15 protein-coding genes are annotated in these 16,759 nt (G+C 48.9%); 13 read left to right on the top strand and 2 right to left on the bottom strand.

Translation table 11 applies throughout. From position 1 onward, the window contains the following. Window positions 1-39: 39 nt before the first annotated feature. The 7 genes from iolD to BP97_RS0123140 are packed head-to-tail and all read left to right on the top strand — an operon-like array spanning window position 40 to window position 8,134. Complete coding sequence (gene iolD, locus BP97_RS0123170; protein WP_028551259.1) at window positions 40-1,905, top strand: 3D-(3,5/4)-trihydroxycyclohexane-1,2-dione acylhydrolase (decyclizing); 1,866 nt, start codon at window positions 40-42, stop codon at window positions 1,903-1,905. A 38-nt stretch (window positions 1,906-1,943) separates the two neighbouring features. Continuing rightward, window positions 1,944-2,834 (top strand): myo-inosose-2 dehydratase, encoded by an 891-nt coding sequence (gene iolE / locus BP97_RS0123165; RefSeq protein ID WP_036746402.1) that lies wholly within the window; start codon window positions 1,944-1,946, stop codon window positions 2,832-2,834. A 59-nt stretch (window positions 2,835-2,893) separates the two neighbouring features. Further along, entirely contained in the window at window positions 2,894-3,919 is a 1,026-nt protein-coding gene (gene iolG, locus BP97_RS0123160; protein ID WP_028551257.1) for an inositol 2-dehydrogenase, read from the top strand. Between the two features lie 14 nt (window positions 3,920-3,933). Further along, a complete protein-coding gene (gene iolB, locus BP97_RS0123155; protein WP_028551256.1) occupies window positions 3,934-4,755 on the top strand; it encodes a 5-deoxy-glucuronate isomerase in 822 nt (273 codons plus the stop codon). A 31-nt stretch (window positions 4,756-4,786) separates the two neighbouring features. Further along, window positions 4,787-5,782 (top strand): 5-dehydro-2-deoxygluconokinase, encoded by a 996-nt coding sequence (gene iolC, locus BP97_RS0123150; RefSeq protein ID WP_028551255.1) that lies wholly within the window; start codon window positions 4,787-4,789, stop codon window positions 5,780-5,782. Window positions 5,783-5,817: 35 nt separating this feature from the next. Then, the gene (locus tag BP97_RS0123145; protein WP_028551254.1) at window positions 5,818-6,648 is read left to right on the top strand and encodes a class II fructose-bisphosphate aldolase; all 831 of its coding nucleotides are present in this window, start codon (window positions 5,818-5,820) and stop codon (window positions 6,646-6,648) included. Between the two features lie 16 nt (window positions 6,649-6,664). Next, complete coding sequence (locus BP97_RS0123140; protein WP_028551253.1) at window positions 6,665-8,134, top strand: CoA-acylating methylmalonate-semialdehyde dehydrogenase; 1,470 nt, start codon at window positions 6,665-6,667, stop codon at window positions 8,132-8,134. 107 nt (window positions 8,135-8,241) lie between these two features. Here BP97_RS0123140 and BP97_RS0123135 read toward each other — a convergent pair whose 3' ends face one another. Continuing rightward, a complete protein-coding gene (locus BP97_RS0123135; RefSeq protein WP_028551252.1) occupies window positions 8,242-8,697 on the bottom strand; it encodes a GNAT family N-acetyltransferase in 456 nt (151 codons plus the stop codon). A gap of 352 nt (window positions 8,698-9,049) precedes the next feature. Between BP97_RS0123135 and BP97_RS0123130 the strand changes: the two genes are divergently transcribed. Both BP97_RS0123130 and BP97_RS0123125 read left to right on the top strand, forming a co-directional pair. Further along, window positions 9,050-9,793 (top strand): RraA family protein, encoded by a 744-nt coding sequence (locus BP97_RS0123130; RefSeq protein ID WP_156043291.1) that lies wholly within the window; start codon window positions 9,050-9,052, stop codon window positions 9,791-9,793. 20 nt (window positions 9,794-9,813) lie between these two features. Beyond that, complete coding sequence (locus BP97_RS0123125) at window positions 9,814-10,290, top strand: NanQ anomerase/TabA/YiaL family protein (RefSeq protein WP_028551250.1); 477 nt, start codon at window positions 9,814-9,816, stop codon at window positions 10,288-10,290. 52 nt (window positions 10,291-10,342) lie between these two features. Here the strand turns inward: BP97_RS0123125 and BP97_RS0123120 are convergent, their stop codons facing one another. Continuing rightward, window positions 10,343-11,233, bottom strand: coding sequence for an AraC family transcriptional regulator (locus BP97_RS0123120; RefSeq protein WP_028551249.1), 891 nt, complete (start codon window positions 11,231-11,233; stop codon window positions 10,343-10,345). A gap of 80 nt (window positions 11,234-11,313) precedes the next feature. Here BP97_RS0123120 and BP97_RS0123115 point away from each other — a divergent pair, with 80 nt between their 5' ends. The 4 genes from BP97_RS0123115 to BP97_RS0123100 all read left to right on the top strand — a co-directional run bounded on the left by BP97_RS0123115 (window position 11,314) and on the right by BP97_RS0123100 (window position 16,749). Then, entirely contained in the window at window positions 11,314-12,288 is a 975-nt protein-coding gene (locus BP97_RS0123115) for a D-2-hydroxyacid dehydrogenase (protein ID WP_028551248.1), read from the top strand. Window positions 12,289-12,316: 28 nt separating this feature from the next. Then, window positions 12,317-13,222 (top strand): N-acetylneuraminate lyase, encoded by a 906-nt coding sequence (locus BP97_RS0123110; protein ID WP_028551247.1) that lies wholly within the window; start codon window positions 12,317-12,319, stop codon window positions 13,220-13,222. Window positions 13,223-13,325: 103 nt separating this feature from the next. Beyond that, the gene (locus BP97_RS0123105; protein ID WP_028551246.1) at window positions 13,326-15,554 is read left to right on the top strand and encodes a helix-turn-helix domain-containing protein; all 2,229 of its coding nucleotides are present in this window, start codon (window positions 13,326-13,328) and stop codon (window positions 15,552-15,554) included. 247 nt (window positions 15,555-15,801) lie between these two features. Next, window positions 15,802-16,749 (top strand): ABC transporter permease, encoded by a 948-nt coding sequence (locus BP97_RS0123100; RefSeq protein ID WP_051620909.1) that lies wholly within the window; start codon window positions 15,802-15,804, stop codon window positions 16,747-16,749. The last annotated feature ends 10 nt before the right edge of the window (window positions 16,750-16,759 follow it).

The raw sequence follows: 16,759 nt of genomic DNA, 5'->3' as shown, positions 1-16,759 counted from the left end.
AGGTGAAGCGCTTAAATCAAAAAGGTGGAGGAGCGATTTATGAAAACGGTAACATTGACGATGGCACAGGCGTTGCTTCGTTTTTTGAACAATCAGTATATCGAGATTGATGGCGTCGAGCACAAATGCTTCAAAGGCGTGATGGGCATATTCGGTCATGGTAATGTAACGGGGCTCGGTCAGGCGCTGGAGCAGTACAAGGAAGAGATGCTCTTCATTCAAGGGAAAAATGAGCAAGGGATGGCGCACGCTGCAATCGCTTATGCGAAGCAGAAGAATCGGCTGGAAATGTTCGCCTGCACCTCGTCAATAGGTCCGGGCGCATTGAATATGGTTACGGCGGCCGGAGTGGCCACGGTTAACCGGATACCTCTGCTGCTCTTGCCTGGCGATGTTTTTGCCAGCAGACAGCCCGATCCCGTGCTTCAGCAGATTGAATATCCGCTGGATTATACGGCGACTGCGAATGATGCCTTCAAGCCGGTCAGCAAATATTGGGATCGCATCAACCGTCCAGAGCAGCTGATGACGGCAGCTATCAACGCAATGCGTGTTCTCACCGACCCGGCAGAGACGGGAGCCGTGACATTGTGCCTGCCGCAGGACGTGCAGTGTGAAGCATACGACTATCCGGAACAGTTTCTAGCTAAGCGCGTGCATCATATCGACAGAAAACCCGCAGCAGCAAGTGCCGTTGCCCGGGCAGCTCAGCTGATTCGAAGCAAGAAGCGTCCGCTGCTCGTAGTCGGCGGCGGAGTACATTATTCGCTGGCTGTCGAGGAGCTTAGGCAGTTCGCGGAAGCGTTCAACATTCCGGTCACAGAGACACAGGCAGGCAAAAGCGCCATCTCTTGGCAGCATCCGCTCAGCTTTGGCGGTGTAGGCGTCACGGGAACGCTCGGCGCGAACTGGTTAGCGGCACAGGCGGATCTTGTCATTGGCGTAGGAACAAGAATGTCCGATTTTTCTACCGCTTCCAAGACAGCATTTTCCCAAGAGGGCGTCGAGTTTCTGAACTTGAATGTCAGCTCCTTGGATGCGTACAAGTTGGACGGCACTTATGTCACGGCTGATGCGCGGGATGCGCTTCAAGCCATTGCAAGAGAATTGAAGGTCCATGGTTATTCGTCCAGCTACACCTCGGAGGAATTGGGGGAGCTGAAGCGGCAGTGGGATGTCGAGGTAGACCGTTTATACAGTTTGGAACGTCCAGACGGTTTGGCACAGACCCGTGTTCTCGGCGAAATCAACGGCTTCATTGACGAGCAGGATGTCATCGTCTGTGCAGCGGGAAGCCTACCCGGTGACCTGCATCGTGTCTGGAGAACGACGCAGCCGAAGACGTATCACATGGAGTACGGATTTTCCTGCATGGGCTATGAAGTGTCCGGTGCCTTCGGAATTAAGCTTGCGGAGCCGGATCGAGAAGTGTACGCCCTGGTTGGGGACGGCAGTTATTTGATGCTTCACTCGGAGCTTGTGACCAGTTTGCAGGAAGGGAGAAAAATAACGATTCTCCTGTTCGACAACCACGGCTTCCAATGCATTCATAACCTGCAAAGAGGCCATGGCAGCGGCAGCTTCGGCAACGAATTCCGCGAGCGCTCCAATTCGACGAGCCAGCTTACCGGGGATTACATGCCGATTGATTTTGCAGCACATGCCCGCAGCTTGGGAGCAAAAGCTTACTCTGTCCATACAGTAGAGGAGCTGAGAACTGCCCTCGAGAAGGCAAAGGGAGAACAAGTGACAACCTTAATCGATATGAAGGTGCTTCCTGGAACGAACACAGATGGCTACGAATCGTGGTGGCACGTAGGAGTCGCAGAGGTTTCGGACATGGATAATGTGAAGCAATCCTACAAGGAGCTTCAAGCTAAATTAAGCACGGCACCCAAATGGTAGGCCGTCACAAGTTGCATATAGGAGAGAGGAGTCTGTCCATGAAAGTGAACTATGGCATCTCGGCCATCAATTGGGTCAACGAAGATATTATGGAGCTTGGCGATCATTACACCGCAGAGCAGGTGCTTGGAGATATGTCCCGGCTGGGCTTTGAGGGAACGGAGTTCTGCCGCAAGTTCCCTCGAGACACGGAAGAGCTGAAGGAGCTGTTGGATCGCAATGGAATGGTCCTGACCTCGCAGTGGAAATCCGTCCATTTTAGCCAGCTGGAACGCAGGGAGGAAGAGCTTCAAGCGTTTCGCGAGCACGCTGACTTTTTAAAAGCGATGGGCTGCCGCTACGTGGTAACCTGTGAGACGGGCAATGCCTTCGAGGATCTGGAGAACAATTCGGTACGAATCGAACCTTTAACTGATGAGCAATGGAAGCATATGGTCGACGGATTGAATGAAGCCGGCCGCTACTGCAGGGACAACGGCATGCAGCTGGTCTATCATTACCATGGGGAGACGGTAGTCGAGAGCGGTGAAGAAATCGCGCGGTTAATGGATTCCACCGATCCAGAACTCGTTCACATGCTATATGATACGGGGCACGCTTATTTTGGAGGAAGCGATCCGCTGTATATTTTGCAAACCTACTACGACCGTATCCGCTATATCCACCTGAAGGATATTCGTCCGGAGGTGCTGGACTGGAAGCGTCAAGAGGGCATCCGGTTCAGAGAAGCCGTGCGCAAAGGTATTTTCACCGTCCCGGGAGACGGCTGCATTGACTTCAAACCTATCTTCAACGAGCTCAAGGCACGCGGATATGAAGGCTGGATGATTATTGAAGCGGAGCAGGACCCCTCTATTGCCGATCCGGTGGAGTATGCACAAAGAGCAAGGGCTTACTTGAGCGAAATAACCGGTGATTCATCTTTATAGGCATGAACTTATTTTAAGATAAAGCGCTTAACCTAAATGAACGACAGTGAGGTCAAACTATGGATAAATTAAACATTGGGATTATTGGCGCGGGAAGAATCGGCCGGTTGCATGCAGAGCACTTGACACGGAACGGCCGGGTCGCCATCCGCCAAATATCGGACGTTTATGTCACGGATGAACTGAAGGATTGGGCTGCAGGTCTCGGCGTTCCTACGGTTACGGATAATTACAAGGACATCATGGAAGACCCGGATATTGATGCCGTCTTTATATGCTCCTCTACGAATACGCACGTTCCTTTTATTACGGAAGCTGCGAGAGCGGGCAAGCATATTTTTTGCGAGAAGCCGATCAGCCTTGATTACCGCCAAACGGCAGCAGCGTTGGAGGAGGTTCGGGCGGCAGGAGTTATTTTGCAGACGGGCTTCAACCGGCGATTTGATCATAATTTCAAAAGAGTGCGTGAGCTCGTAAAAGCCGGCCGCGTCGGAGAACCCCATTTAATCAAAATCACGTCCCGTGATCCGGCGCCGCCAAGTAATGACTACATCAAAGTATCCGGCGGACTATTCATGGATATGGCGATTCACGATTTTGATATGGCGAGGTATTTGTCCGGCAGTGAAGTGACGGAGGTATACGCTCTGGGTGCGGTGCTTGTAGATCCGGTAATCGGAGAATTGGACGATATTGATACGGCGATCATCAGCCTGAGGTTTGCTAATGGTGCGCTCGGCGTCATTGATAACAGCCGCAAGGCGGTATATGGATACGATCAAAGGGTGGAAGTATTCGGCTCCGAAGGCAGTGTTGGCGTTCAGAACGACCATCCGAATACCGCCGAAATCAGCACAGCTAATGGAGTTATTCGTGATAATCCTAAATATTTTTTCTTGGAGAGGTACCACGATTCATACATCGACGAGACACGTCAGTTCATCGATTGCATCTTGAATGGAAATCAGGTGCCGGTAGACGGCAACGACGCTTTTCAGGCAGAGAAAATAGCGTACGCCGCCAAGGTTTCCCTGCTTGAGGGACGACCGGTGAAATTAAGCGAAATCGAAGTCGGAATCGGCTAAAAGGAGGAACAGCAATGTCCAAGAGCGAGCTGATTGTTAGCAGCGCTGTAGTGCCTGAGGAAGGCGGCCGCGTGCTCAACATAACGCCCCATTCCGCAGGATGGAAATTCGTTGGCTTTGAAGTGTACCGCCTTGAACCAGGACAGCAGCTGCAGCAGGAGACGGGGGAAGAGGAAGTGTGCCTTGTCCTGATCGGAGGGAAGGCAAACATAGCTACGGCTGATCAGAGCTGGGAGCAAATAGGCGAAAGGATGAGCGTGTTCGAGCAAATTCCGCCCTATGCGGTGTACGTTCCATCCGGAGACCACTATGAGGTCGAAGCTATCACCGATTTGGAGCTGGCCGTATGCAGGGCGCCGGGGAAAGGAACGTACGAGGCCCGATTGATCTCTCCATCACAGATTGAGGTGGAGATTCGCGGTAAAGGAAACGCCGAGCGGCGAATTCATCAAATTTTACCGGAAAATGAACCGGCGGACAGTCTGCTCGTCGTCGAGGTATTAACACCTAACGGTCACTGGTCGAGCTACCCGCCGCACAAGCATGACGAGGAGCGCTTGCCTGAGCAATCTTACTTGGAAGAAACCTACTATCATAAGATTCAACCTGAGCATGGCTTTGCGATCCAAAGAGTATATACTGACGACCGGTCGCTTAATGAAACGCTGGCTGTAAGCAATGGAGATGCTGTTTTGGTTCCGCGAGGTTATCATCCGGTATCTGCACCACCCGGGTATGATTTGTATTATTTGAACGTCATGGCCGGGCCTGTCCGGACGTGGAAGTTCAAGAATGATCCTGATCATGAGTGGATATTTAAGGAATGGACCAAATAAATCAAAATCAATACCTATCGAGGAGGTCAATATGAGCTTGATTACATTTGATGAAAGTCGTCCGATGGATTTTATCGGTTTGGGCCGCTTGTGCATTGATTTGAACGCCAATGAAATTCACCGTCCGATGGAAGAAACACGGACCTTTACCAAGTATGTCGGGGGGTCGCCAGCCAACATTACTATCGCCATCGCAAGACTGGGCAAGAAGTCAGGCTTCATTGGCAGAGTGTCCGACGATCAGCACGGACGCTTCATCACGAATTATCTTGAGCAACGTGGAATCGATACATCCAATGTCATAACGGACAAATCCGGTACCGTTACAGGGCTTGCGTTTACCGAAATCAAATCGCCGACTGAATGCAGCATCCTGATGTACAGGGATAATGTGGCGGACTTGAAGCTGGAGCCGAGCGATGTTCGAGAAGAGTACATTAAGAACGCGAAGGCAATCATGATCTCCGGTACAGCACTGGCCGCAAGCCCATCACGGGAAGCGGTGTTCAAAGCGGTAGAACTCGCTAGAAAGCACAATGTCGTCGTCTTCTTCGATATCGATTATCGTCCTTATACATGGAACTCACGTGAGGAAACGGGGATTTACTGCAGTCTGGTCGCAGAAAAAAGCGATGTGATTCTGGGTGGAAGAGAAGAGTTCGACCTGCTGGAAGCCCCGTACGGTCCACTCCAAAAGGACGATACCGCTACGGCCAACCGCTGGTTCGGTCATCACGCGAAGATCGTGCTGGTGAAGCACGGCGGAGACGGCTCGGTCGCTTTTACCAAAGACGGTCAAAGCTTCACAGGAACAACCTTCCCAGCTAATGTCGTGAAGACCTTCGGTGCAGGCGATTCGTTCGCGGGCGCATTTATATACGGTTTGATGAACGGTTGGGACATCGCAAGAAGCCAGCAGTTCGGAGCAGCCTCCGCTTCCATCGTCGTTTCAAGTCACAGCTGCTCGGATGCAATGCCCACGGCAGAAGAAATTCAGGCAATTATCGATAAGCATACAAATCAATAAAAATGCATTAGGGATAGGAAGGGAGAGACCATTTCATGCTTGTCACCTTGAAACAAATCGCCGATGAAGCCGCGGAGCGGGACTACGCAGTACCGGCGTTCAATATATTCGGATACGAGGATATCATCCCGGTCGTACGGGCGGCGGAGGAGAAGCGCGCGCCAGTCATTCTGGCGGCTAACATTCCGGCTATTCAGCATATGCCGCTTGCATACTTAGCCCCGCTTATGCTGCAGGCTGCAAAAAGCGCATCGGTACCGGTGTGCGTCCACCTGGATCACGGTAAAGACTTCCAGTCCTGCTCCGATGCAATCGAGAACGGCTTCAGCTCCGTTATGTATGATGGTTCGCAGCTGTCGCTTGAGGAAAATATCCGCCGAACGAAGGAAATCGCGGATTATGCTCATCAGCGAGGCATTTCCGTCGAAGCGGAAATCGGCTCCGTCGGCTATAGCGATCCGTCTATCGCGATGAAGCATCAGCTGTCTGATCCAGATGAGGTAGAGCAGTTCGTTCGTGAAACGGGCATTGACGCGGTAGCTATCTCCGTAGGGACAGTCCATCGGATGGAGACACAGGGCGCGAGTATCGACTTCGATCTGCTGGAGCGCATCCAAAGCCGGGTGAGCATACCGCTCGTCATTCATGGTTCCAGCGGCGTCCCGGACGATCAGCTGCGCAGGCTCGCATCCTATAGAGTAGCCAAAATCAATATCGGCACAGCGCTTCGCATGGCGTTCGGTAACACTCTGCGCGACGAGATGGAGCAGAAGCCAAAGGCATTCGACCGGATCAGCTTGTTTGGGCGGCCTATGACAGCCGTACAGGAAGCGGCGACTAAAAAATTTTCCATTCTAGGGTTCTAAAAGGAGAAGATACGTGATGACACAACCTACACAAACTGCAGCTGTTCCCACATTGAAAAATTTTATCGGCGGCCGGTGGGTCGAGTCGACGTCTTCCCAATATGAGGCGGTTCCGAATCCGGCAACGGGAGAAATATTAGCTACGGTTCCATTATCGACTCGGGAAGATGTCAATCTGGCGGTAGCTACCGCAGCGGAAGCCTTCAAGGAATGGAGACATGTCGCCGTTCCACGTCGCGCGCGCATTCTGTTCAAATACCAGCAGCTGCTGGTTGACAACTGGAAGTCACTGGCAGAACTAGTCACCAAGGAAAACGGCAAAAGCTATGGTGAAGCTTATGGCGAAGTACAGCGCGGCATTGAATGTGTCGAGTTTGCAGCTGGTGCTCCTACTCTTATGATGGGCAGTACCTTGCCTGACATTGCGACTGGGATTGAGTCCAACATGCACCGGTATCCAATCGGGGTCGTAGGCGGCATTACGCCGTTCAACTTCCCCATGATGGTACCTTGCTGGATGTTCCCCCTAGCGATAGCTTGCGGCAACACCTTCGTGCTTAAGCCGTCGGAGCGGACGCCGCTATTGGCTAACCGGCTTGCCGAGCTGCTGACCGAAGCCGGGCTGCCGGACGGCGTGTTCAACATCGTGCATGGGGCGCATGATGTGGTGAACGGCCTGCTCGAGCATAAGAGCATCAGTGCCATCTCCTTCGTCGGCTCCCAGCCGGTCGCAGAATACGTGTACAAGACGGCAGCGGCTCATGGCAAACGGGTTCAGGCGCTTGCAGGCGCCAAGAATCACTCCATCGTGATGCCAGATGCCAATCTGGACCTTACGGTAAAAGAGATCATCAACGCTTCCTTCGGCTCAGCAGGTGAGCGCTGCATGGCTACATCCGTGGTTGTTGCTGTGGGCAGTGTAGCAGACGAGCTGGTGGAACGGCTGGCAGATGCGGCCAAAGCCATTACGATTGGCAATGGCTCTCAGGACGGAATTTTCCTGGGACCGGTCATCCGCGACTCCCACAAAGCCCGTACGCTGCAGTACATCGATGCAGGGGCCCAAGAAGGAGCGCAGTTGATTCTTGACGGCCGTGAGGTGCCGGAAGCGAGTGGCAGCGGATACTTCGTCGGACCAACGATTTTTGACCATGTGAAACAGGGAATGAAAATTTGGACCGATGAAATTTTCGCTCCGGTACTGTCTATTGTTCGGGTGGAGTCACTGGACGAGGCAATTGAGCTTGCCAATGCCTCAGAATTCGCTAACGGCGGCTGCATTTACACGGACAGTGCGAAAGCGATTCGTCACTACCGCGAAAATATCGATGCGGGAATGCTGGGAGTCAACGTAGGCGTTCCGGCGCCTATGGCCTTCTTCCCGTTCTCAGGGTACAAGAAATCATTCTATGGCGACCTGCATGCTAATGGTAAAGACGGGGTCGAGTTTTATACACGTAAAAAAATGATCGTTGCACGATACTAAAAGCTGCAGCTAATAAAACAAACCAGCCTATACTCAATCTCGTTGAGTCATAGGCTGGTTTGTTGACGTTGAAGCATTTTGGCCACCTCGGCCGTAAACTAAGCTTATTAATTGAGCTGCAGTTTGGCGACGACTTCCTTATGCGGTGCTCGTCCTATCACTTCACCGGTTTTGTGAAAGCCCAAGCTTTCGTACAGCCGTTCTGCCGCCGTATTTTCCGGTTTGTATGAAATTTTAAGGTCAGGGCTGCAATCTGGTTGAGCACGAATAAGTTCTATTGCTTGAATTAGAGCTGTCCTTCCGTAACCTTTACCCTGGTGCTTCTTATCAATCATCAGCCGAATAATCCAGTAGCAGTCATCCTCAGGGTCGCAGCCGTACATGACAAATCCTACCGGTGTATCGTCGCTATAAACAGCCATGGGTACTTTATCCGGCTCGAATTTGGATTGCAGGATAGAGTAAACATTTGGAGCGACGAAGCGCTCCTGCTCCTGATGGACGGATAGACGGACACACTGCTGCCAATTGTCAGGCGTAATGGCTTTTAGCTGTATAGTCAAATGACACGCCCTCCTTATGTTCTTTTATAGAAAGAAGACCGCCAAGGGTCTCCGGTTCATACTTAAATATTCATCAATCCTTAGTTGTCTTCTTCTCTTCTTATCATAGCAGATGAATGAAGAATAAGGTTGGGACAGTATGGTTCTATTTATAATTTCCCGCTGTGGGATGCACGCTTAGAACTTTAGATCAAGCTTTTCACTTATGATTTTACAATTTTCGGGACTCCTGATTGATGTCGGAGTCCTTTTTCTAGCGAAAAATTGAGAGGTTCGGACGAAAAAGTGAAAGTTCTCTCTCAAATGAACTGCTTACAATAGGGATATATTCGATGAGGAGGATGAACTCGAGTTGAAATTATCCCATACAGATTTGCTGAAGCTGAAGCGATGGAACACACCAACGATCTACAACGGTTGGGAGGCGATTACGAAGTATGATATTACACAAGGCTTCAATCTCGAGGAAACCCGCGATTTTATGCCGCACATGGGGCCGATGGTTGGCTATGCGGTTACTGTGCAATTTGAACCGAGCAATCCGGATCACCCCAAGAATAATCCGAGTGCGTGGAGTGAGTATCGTAAGTATGTGGCTAGTGTGCCTGGGCCAAAGATTGTTATAGTGCAGGATTTGGATAAACCGCGAGTGATTGGCGCATTCTGGGGCGAAGTGAACAGCAATATCCATCGTGCATTAGGCTGTATCGGCACCATCACGGACGGAGCCATCCGCGACACAGACGAAATGAACAATGCTGGCTTCAAAGCCATTGCTCGGAGAACATGCGTCGGTCATGCTTTTAGCACACCGGTTCGCTGGGGAATTGAAGTAGAGGTATTTGGCTGCAAGGTTCAGCCAGGGCAGTTGATTCATGCTGACAAGCATGGTTTTATGGTCATCCCGAAGGAAGATGAAGCCCGATTATTGGCAGCTTCCGTTTATATGGACGGCAATGAGTGCAGTACGGTGATACCAGCGGCACGCAGTGCAGCAGGGAAGACGGTGGAGGAACTGCTCGCGGGGATGGATGAAGCAGGCAGACAATTTGGTGTGAATGTGAAGAACCAGTTCGGCACTTCAGGAGAATGGTAAGAAATGAGGAGTGAGTCAGCATGATCCTTGGTGACTTGAGCAAATGGGAGAAAGAACAATGGGCATATGCCCCAATCTTGCGTAAAGCGATTGATTATTTGCGCATGACAGATCTGGACAATGCTGACATCGGAACTTATAGACTTCTTGGGGAGGACATGGTTGCTCTGGTTCAACAAGCCAATACCGTAGTTTCACTGGAACGAAAATCGGAGCATCATGCCAAGTATATCGATGTTCAAATGGTCGTGGCAGGGGAAGAGATTCATGTCGTTGCCAGACAATCCGAGCTTAACGTCCCGGTTGAGGATCAATTGAACGACAAGGACTATGCATTGTACGAAACGGTTGAGAATGAATTTGAATTGCTGCTAAAGCCAGGCATGTTTGTTATTTATTTTCCAGACGACCTGCACCGACCAGCTTGCAGCCCCGCAGGAGGAACGGTAACCAAACGCGTCGTTATTAAAATCAATAAGGATCTCCTGCAAGCATAGGGTTGATACGATAATCTCCATCATCGGCTAAAGGATTTACATCCCGTATGATTTATTTCGTAGGTGTCCCGGTACGATGAGATACCCGGTACACTTTAGGAGATATCCCCTTGGTTTTATGGAAAATTCGGACAAAACTAGAATAAGATCCAAAACCGGATTCCTCAGCAATCTCCGTGATCTGCATCTCTGTAGCATGCAGCAACGAGCATGCATGGCGGACGCGAAGCTCATGTAGCAGGTCTATGAAATGAATGCCGTATTGGCGGGTAAACATTTCGCTAAGGGATGAGGGATGAATACAAAATCTCTCGGATAAATCGGTAAGACTGAGCGGCTCCAAGTAGTGTTCATGAATATAGCTGATCATAGGCCAAATAGAACGAGTCTGGGATGTTGGAGTCTGGGACAATGCACGCGTAGTCATGCCCGGAATGGCCTGCAGTCTGCTTCTGGCAAACTGGGTAAGCACCAGCTGCAAATTCACTTTTAACATGACCGTTGCAAATGGCTTCGGCTTCTCGTATTCATCCCAAATAGAATGGAAGCTTTGCAGCATTTCATCAAACAGGCTACCACTCAAATGAAGGAATGTCTGTCTAGCCTCTGTAGTACTGCCTAACAGGATATTATGTAATCCGGAATCCAATTCGCCAAGCTCAAAAATAACATCCAGGGGGAAATTGCAAATATATAATTCGAGTGGATGGTTCGGATGGGAGACGATTTCATGGACTTGGTATGGAAGCAGCAGTACCATGGTACCGGGCAGCATGTCATGCGTAGCGCCATTAATGGTTTCCGTGCCTTGACCGTTAAGTACTAGGGTCAGTTCTACAAAGTCATGTCGGTGGGAAGGCGTTTTCCACTGCAGCTTCCGTTTCATAAAGAATGGAAAGCTAGAGTTCATATTAGGATATTCGAATAAATACTCCGGATACATGCTGCTGTACCTCCAATTCCAGATACTGCTATTATAGCAAGAACATGAAATTAGAAAAGGGTAACATGAGGGAGTTGAACATGAACATCGTCGTACTGGACGGATATTCGTTAAACCCTGGTGATTTGAGCTGGGATGAATTACTGAAGCTTGGGGATGTGACTATATTTGATCGAACCCCTGAGAATAAAATTTTGGAACGTTCTCAAGGAGCTCATCTGCTGCTGTCCAACAAAACGCCTCTATGTGCAACCACACTGCAGCAGCTGCCGGATCTAAGATATATCGGTGTTCTTGCTACAGGCTATGATGTAATTGATGTAAAAGCTGCTGAATCCCAACGAGTGGTGGTTACTAATGTCCCGAGCTATGGAACCGATTCTGTCGCTCAATTTGTTTTTGCTTTACTATTTGAAATCTGCCATCAGGTCGGTATGCATGCACATTCTGTACAACTGGGGGCATGGACCACAAGTCCAGATTGGTGTTACTGGAAAGCCACGCTAGTTGAATTGGCTGGCAAAACGATGGGGATTATCGGTGCAGGTCGGATAGGAGTGCAGACGGCTCGTATCGCTAATGCGTTAGGAATGAACGTGATCGCTTTAACTGGAAGAGGAGAAACGGATCGAGCGGTTCCTTTTGACGGCTTCCAATGGGTTTCTAAGGAGGAACTATTCCGGAATTCAGATGTCATTAGCCTACATTGTCCGTTAACGCCAGAGACAGAAGCCATTATAAATAAAACTCATTTAGGTATGATGAAATCTAATGCGTTTCTCATTAACACTGCCCGCGGGAAACTGGTGAATGAGATGGATCTTGCACATGCATTGAATGAACGGAGAATCGCAGGAGCTGCGCTAGATGTGCTTTCCATGGAGCCTCCTAGCTCAGATAACCCGTTACTTCATGCATCCAATTGCATCATTACCCCGCATATCGCTTGGGCAACAAGGGAAGCCCGAGGGCGACTGCTGCAAACCGCTGTGGACAATGTGCGCTTCTTTCTGGAAGGCAAGCCTCAGAACGTTGTTAATGACATAAATTTCTAAAAAACGAAAGGATACAGGTGAATCTACTATGTCGGCCTTGAACAAATTCAAAGGAATTATCCCCGCATTGATTACTCCTTATGATCGTGAGGGGAGAATCAGCGAGTCGGGAACCCGTCATCTCGTTCGTCATTTGCTGGACAAACAGGTGGATGGCTTTTATTTAAGCGGAAGCACGGGTGAAGGATTTCTGCAAACCGTTGGCGAACGTCAGGCGTTTCTCGAGATCGTAATAGATGAAGTTAGGGGAGACGTTCCTGTAATAGCTCATGTTGGGGCAATGGACACGGCTACCTGTGTGGAGCTTACGAAGCATGCTGCCCGATTCGGCGCAGATGCAGTCTCGTCGGTGGCGCCGTTTTATTACAAGCACGGAAAAGAGCAGGTCCGAGGGCATTATATGGATATTGCAATGGCTGCAGATATTCCGCTCATTATTTATCACTTTCCCGCTATGACGGGCGTTCAATCTACCGTATCGTTTTATGAGGAGCTATCTAAGGTAGAGAACATAATCGGGGTCAAGTTTACGTCTAAGGACACTTTCGAGCTTCAACAGTTAATAGAAGCGTGCGGTCCGGATTTCCACGTGTTTAACGGTCCTGACGAATGCCTGCTTGCGGGGCTGGCTGTCGGCTGCTGCGGTGCTATCGGGAGTACATACAACATCATGCCTGAATTATTCGTCGAGCTGTACCGTGCTTTTCAGATGGGGGACTTGGTTACGGCTCGCATGCTGCAATCCAAAGCGAATCGTGTGATCGCTGAGTTATTAAAATATGATTTCATCGCTTTTGAAAGAGAAATCTTGCATTTGCAAGGAATTGAAGCAGGACTGCCGAGAAAGCCGATTCAACAGCTGTCAGAGGAAGAGCGGTTGCAGATTCGCTTGTTTGCGCAGCAGGTTGAATTTTTGAAAATAGATACCGTCTGAACATGAATCTGCAAGATAGCTTATCAAGCACACCCGAGGTGTGCTATTTTTAATGAAGAACGCTGAGCGTTAATTTCGACTTCCTAAGGAAAGGTGCGTTCGGATGCGAAAACAATGGTATTATCGGTTGCTCTTGTCCTATCTTCCCATTTTCATTGTAGTATCGTCCGTTGTTGTTCTCATTTCCATTATTTCCGTGCGATTAACCATTGGCAATGAAGCCAACCGGGTAAATGAGGTCGCGACGAAGCAAATGCTCCAAAGCGTCGATGACGCTCTGCGCTCCATCGATCAATTAATCGTAAAAGAAATTCTTAACAGCGTGACCTTTGATAAATTTTTCGATCCTGCCAAGGAAACGAATAAGTATCTGGATTCACTTGAAATGAGCGAACGGATTCGAAATATCATTCACGCAACGCCACTGATAGACTCACTGTATTTGTACCGATTCCGGGATCAAATCGTGTTGACAAGGGATGAAAGAATTTCCATCGACAACTTCCCAGATCGGGACTTTCTAATGGAAGTGATACATCATCAGCCCAAGTCGAAATGGTCGGATTTGCGTAAAGTTTCGGAAATGAACGTATATTCAAACGAAGTGGTGACCCGTAAGGTACTGACTCTTACCAGCAAGGTTCCGACCATTTCCGGAGGACAAGGGCTCATTGTTGTTAATGTTCGTCCTTATGCTATTCAATCCATGATTGAGCAAATGGCTAATTCCCAATATAGTCATTTGGACTTTGTAGACAGAGAGAACGGTTCTATTGCTGCCATTGGTGAGAGTGAAGTTACATACGGGAAGAAAAAAATACATTCTTTTGAGGTTACGTCGGATTATACGGGATGGGGTATGCACAGTTCGGTTAACAACTCCAAGGTGTATGGCTTCAGCTCGGCCATATTTTATGCTTGCTACGTACTATGGCTGTTAGTCATTGCTTTTGGGGGTTACTGGATGTATGCCGTTACCCGTAAAAACTACAAACCGATCGAAGCATTAACGGATCGTTTGGAGCGATTCAAATCACAAAAAAGCATGCAGTTGCTTGGAAATGAGCAGCGAAACGACTTCGACTTTATTGAGGCAGCGATAGACCAGTTATTAGACCAAGTGGACGGCCAGCAGGTGTTGAAGAATGAAAATGTAAAGTACCGTCATACGAAATTGTTTTTGGATCTCCTTGAAGGAAATATGATCCATCGAGACGATGAGCTGATCGTGCAAATGCTGGAAGAACGATATGTTGCTCGCGTTGCGTTAGCGGAAATCGATCGATTTCCCGATTTTGCGGTACGCTATAATAAACGTGATCAATATTTATTAAAATATGCGATTCTACGAGTATTCCAAGAGGTAGCGGAAAAGCACCGTATTCGAGTATGGACAGAATGGCTTCAGGCAGATCATTTGGCCGTTTTGTTTCAATCGGGCCATTTGGATTCCAAGGTGGAGACGATCACGCAAGAAGTTTGCGATTGGATTCAAGTGAATCTGGATATTACGATTACCATCGGTATCGGATCGTTAGCGGAGGAGATCGATGATATAGCTGAATCCCATAAGGCGGCAGTGCATGCTGTCAAAATGAAATTCAAGTTCGGTAATAATCGAGTCATCTCCTCGGATAATATTCAGCATCTGAAGGAAGAGGAACTGGTCGTACAGCCGCAATTACTACGGAGCATTGCACAGACTTTTCGGCAAGGTGATTCCGGGTGGTCTGCCAAACTGCAGGAGTTCGTTCAGCAGACGTCGGAAGCCAGCCTATCCAAAGATAGCGTCCTTAACCTGATGAAGCTCGTTTTGTTCTCCATCGATCGTGAGATGAGCGAAACATCCTCGGATCTGAAAACGATCTGGAAGAACGGGCTGAACTCCTTAAACGAGGGGCTGGAACCACTGGAGACAGAGGCGGAGCTATACTCTTATTTCTATGCGCAGCTAAACGCTGTCTTTGAGGAAATTATCAAACGTAAGGATGAAGATTCTCAAACGGCACTTCTCTATAGAATTAAAGCCTACTTGGATGAGCATTATGAAGATCCGGATCTGTCTATGACGGGAGTCGGGGAGCTGTTTCAAATCAACTCCAGCTTTATGAGCCGTATTTTTAAAGAAGAATTTGGAATGAATATGATGGATTACCTTATGCTGACGAGAGTTGAGAGGGCGAAGCAGCTGCTTCGAGAAACCCGGGATACGGTTCAAAGCATTGCCGGTCAGGTTGGCTACCTACATACGATTTCGTTTATCCGTGCTTTCAAGAAGTCTACAGGACTTACACCGGGGGAATACAGAAAAATTTCGACGGAAGCCGATTGAATACTGCCCGCTGAGAAGCCTGGGTGAATAACAGGCTGCTATGAGAGCGGATCCTTATTGCAATCTATCCAATAAAAAAAAGTACATTAGGCTTCGCTTGCCCTTCGAAGATCGCTTCGAGAGCAGCTGCGAAGCCTTTTTTTGTGTCCTATCTATTGAGAAAAAAGGTGTATATTGTGCCGGATCACGGCTCTCCGGTATATTGGGGACAATTCCACAAACGATCATACAAAAAGGAGCAGGCAAAATGAAAATGGCAGCCGTGGCGGTGAAAAAGCATATTCGTACAAACACGGAGCGAAGTAAATTATGGAGATCGAATATCCCCCTATGGACCTTGTTTCTACCGGTCCTGATCTACTTCATCGTATTCAAGTATATTCCGATAGGAGGGATCATCATTGCTTTTAAGGATTACAATCTCCGCGAAGGAATATGGAACAGCCCGTGGGCCGGATTTAAATATTTCGAGATGTTATGGAGCAGCCCGGATTTCATGAGGGTGTTTCGCAATACGTTATTAATCAGCATTCTTGGCTTTGCTATCGGGTTTCCTTTTCCCATCCTTCTTGCCATTCTGTTAAATGAGATTCGCAAAAGGTGGTATAAGAAGGTAGTCCAAACGCTCGTTTATTTGCCGCATTTTTTATCGATAGTTATCGTCACCGGGGTCGTAGTTACTATATTTTCCTCAAGCGGAGCGATGAACGAATTATTGCAAGCGATTACGGGTTCGAAGGAACCGATTCCTTTCCTATATAAAATCCCGAGCTGGCTTGCGATCTATTTTGGTTCAGGCATTTGGCAGGAAGCCGGATTTTCCGCCATTATTTACTTGGCTGCTTTATCCTCGCTCGATCCGTCTTTGTATGAAGCGGCTGCTATGGATGGAGCTCCCAAATGGAGACAAATGTGGCATATTACGCTGCCAGGAATTCGCTCTACGATCATCGTGATGTTCATTTTGCAGATGGGGAAGCTGATCGATGTAGGGTTCGACAAGGTGTATATGTTGTCCAATCCAGCCGTATCCGAGGTAGCCGATGTCATCTCGACATTTGTGTATCGTGTGGGGCTACAGGGAGGCCAGTTCAGTTTTACGGCGGCTGTTGGGCTTTTTGAATCGGTTATCGGGTTAGTACTGGTGTTGGCAGCCAATGCCATAGCCCGCAAATTTGATCAAGGGTTGTTCTGACTTAACAAGG

Origin of the sequence: Paenibacillus sp. UNC451MF, from assembly GCF_000686845.1 — a bacterium.
GTDB lineage: Bacteria > Bacillota > Bacilli > Paenibacillales > NBRC-103111 > Paenibacillus_S.
The sequence above is the reverse complement of the archived record's forward strand: the minus strand, read 5'-3'. Positions and strand labels throughout refer to the sequence as shown.

Excerpts from the sequence above, each read along its gene's own strand:
- iolD (WP_028551259.1), top strand. The coding sequence starts at position 40 with ATGAAAACGGTAACATTGACGATGGCACAGGCGTTGCTTCGTTTTTTG.
- iolE (WP_036746402.1), top strand. The coding sequence starts at position 1,944 with ATGAAAGTGAACTATGGCATCTCGGCCATCAATTGGGTCAACGAAGAT.
- iolG (WP_028551257.1), top strand. The coding sequence starts at position 2,894 with ATGGATAAATTAAACATTGGGATTATTGGCGCGGGAAGAATCGGCCGG.
- iolB (WP_028551256.1), top strand. The coding sequence starts at position 3,934 with ATGTCCAAGAGCGAGCTGATTGTTAGCAGCGCTGTAGTGCCTGAGGAA.
- iolC (WP_028551255.1), top strand. The coding sequence starts at position 4,787 with ATGAGCTTGATTACATTTGATGAAAGTCGTCCGATGGATTTTATCGGT.
- BP97_RS0123145 (WP_028551254.1), top strand. The coding sequence starts at position 5,818 with ATGCTTGTCACCTTGAAACAAATCGCCGATGAAGCCGCGGAGCGGGAC.
- BP97_RS0123140 (WP_028551253.1), top strand. The coding sequence starts at position 6,665 with ATGACACAACCTACACAAACTGCAGCTGTTCCCACATTGAAAAATTTT.
- BP97_RS0123125 (WP_028551250.1), top strand. The coding sequence starts at position 9,814 with ATGATCCTTGGTGACTTGAGCAAATGGGAGAAAGAACAATGGGCATAT.
- BP97_RS0123120 (WP_028551249.1), bottom strand. The coding sequence starts at position 11,233 with ATGTATCCGGAGTATTTATTCGAATATCCTAATATGAACTCTAGCTTT.
- BP97_RS0123115 (WP_028551248.1), top strand. The coding sequence starts at position 11,314 with ATGAACATCGTCGTACTGGACGGATATTCGTTAAACCCTGGTGATTTG.
- BP97_RS0123110 (WP_028551247.1), top strand. The coding sequence starts at position 12,317 with ATGTCGGCCTTGAACAAATTCAAAGGAATTATCCCCGCATTGATTACT.
- BP97_RS0123105 (WP_028551246.1), top strand. The coding sequence starts at position 13,326 with ATGCGAAAACAATGGTATTATCGGTTGCTCTTGTCCTATCTTCCCATT.
- BP97_RS0123100 (WP_051620909.1), top strand. The coding sequence starts at position 15,802 with ATGAAAATGGCAGCCGTGGCGGTGAAAAAGCATATTCGTACAAACACG.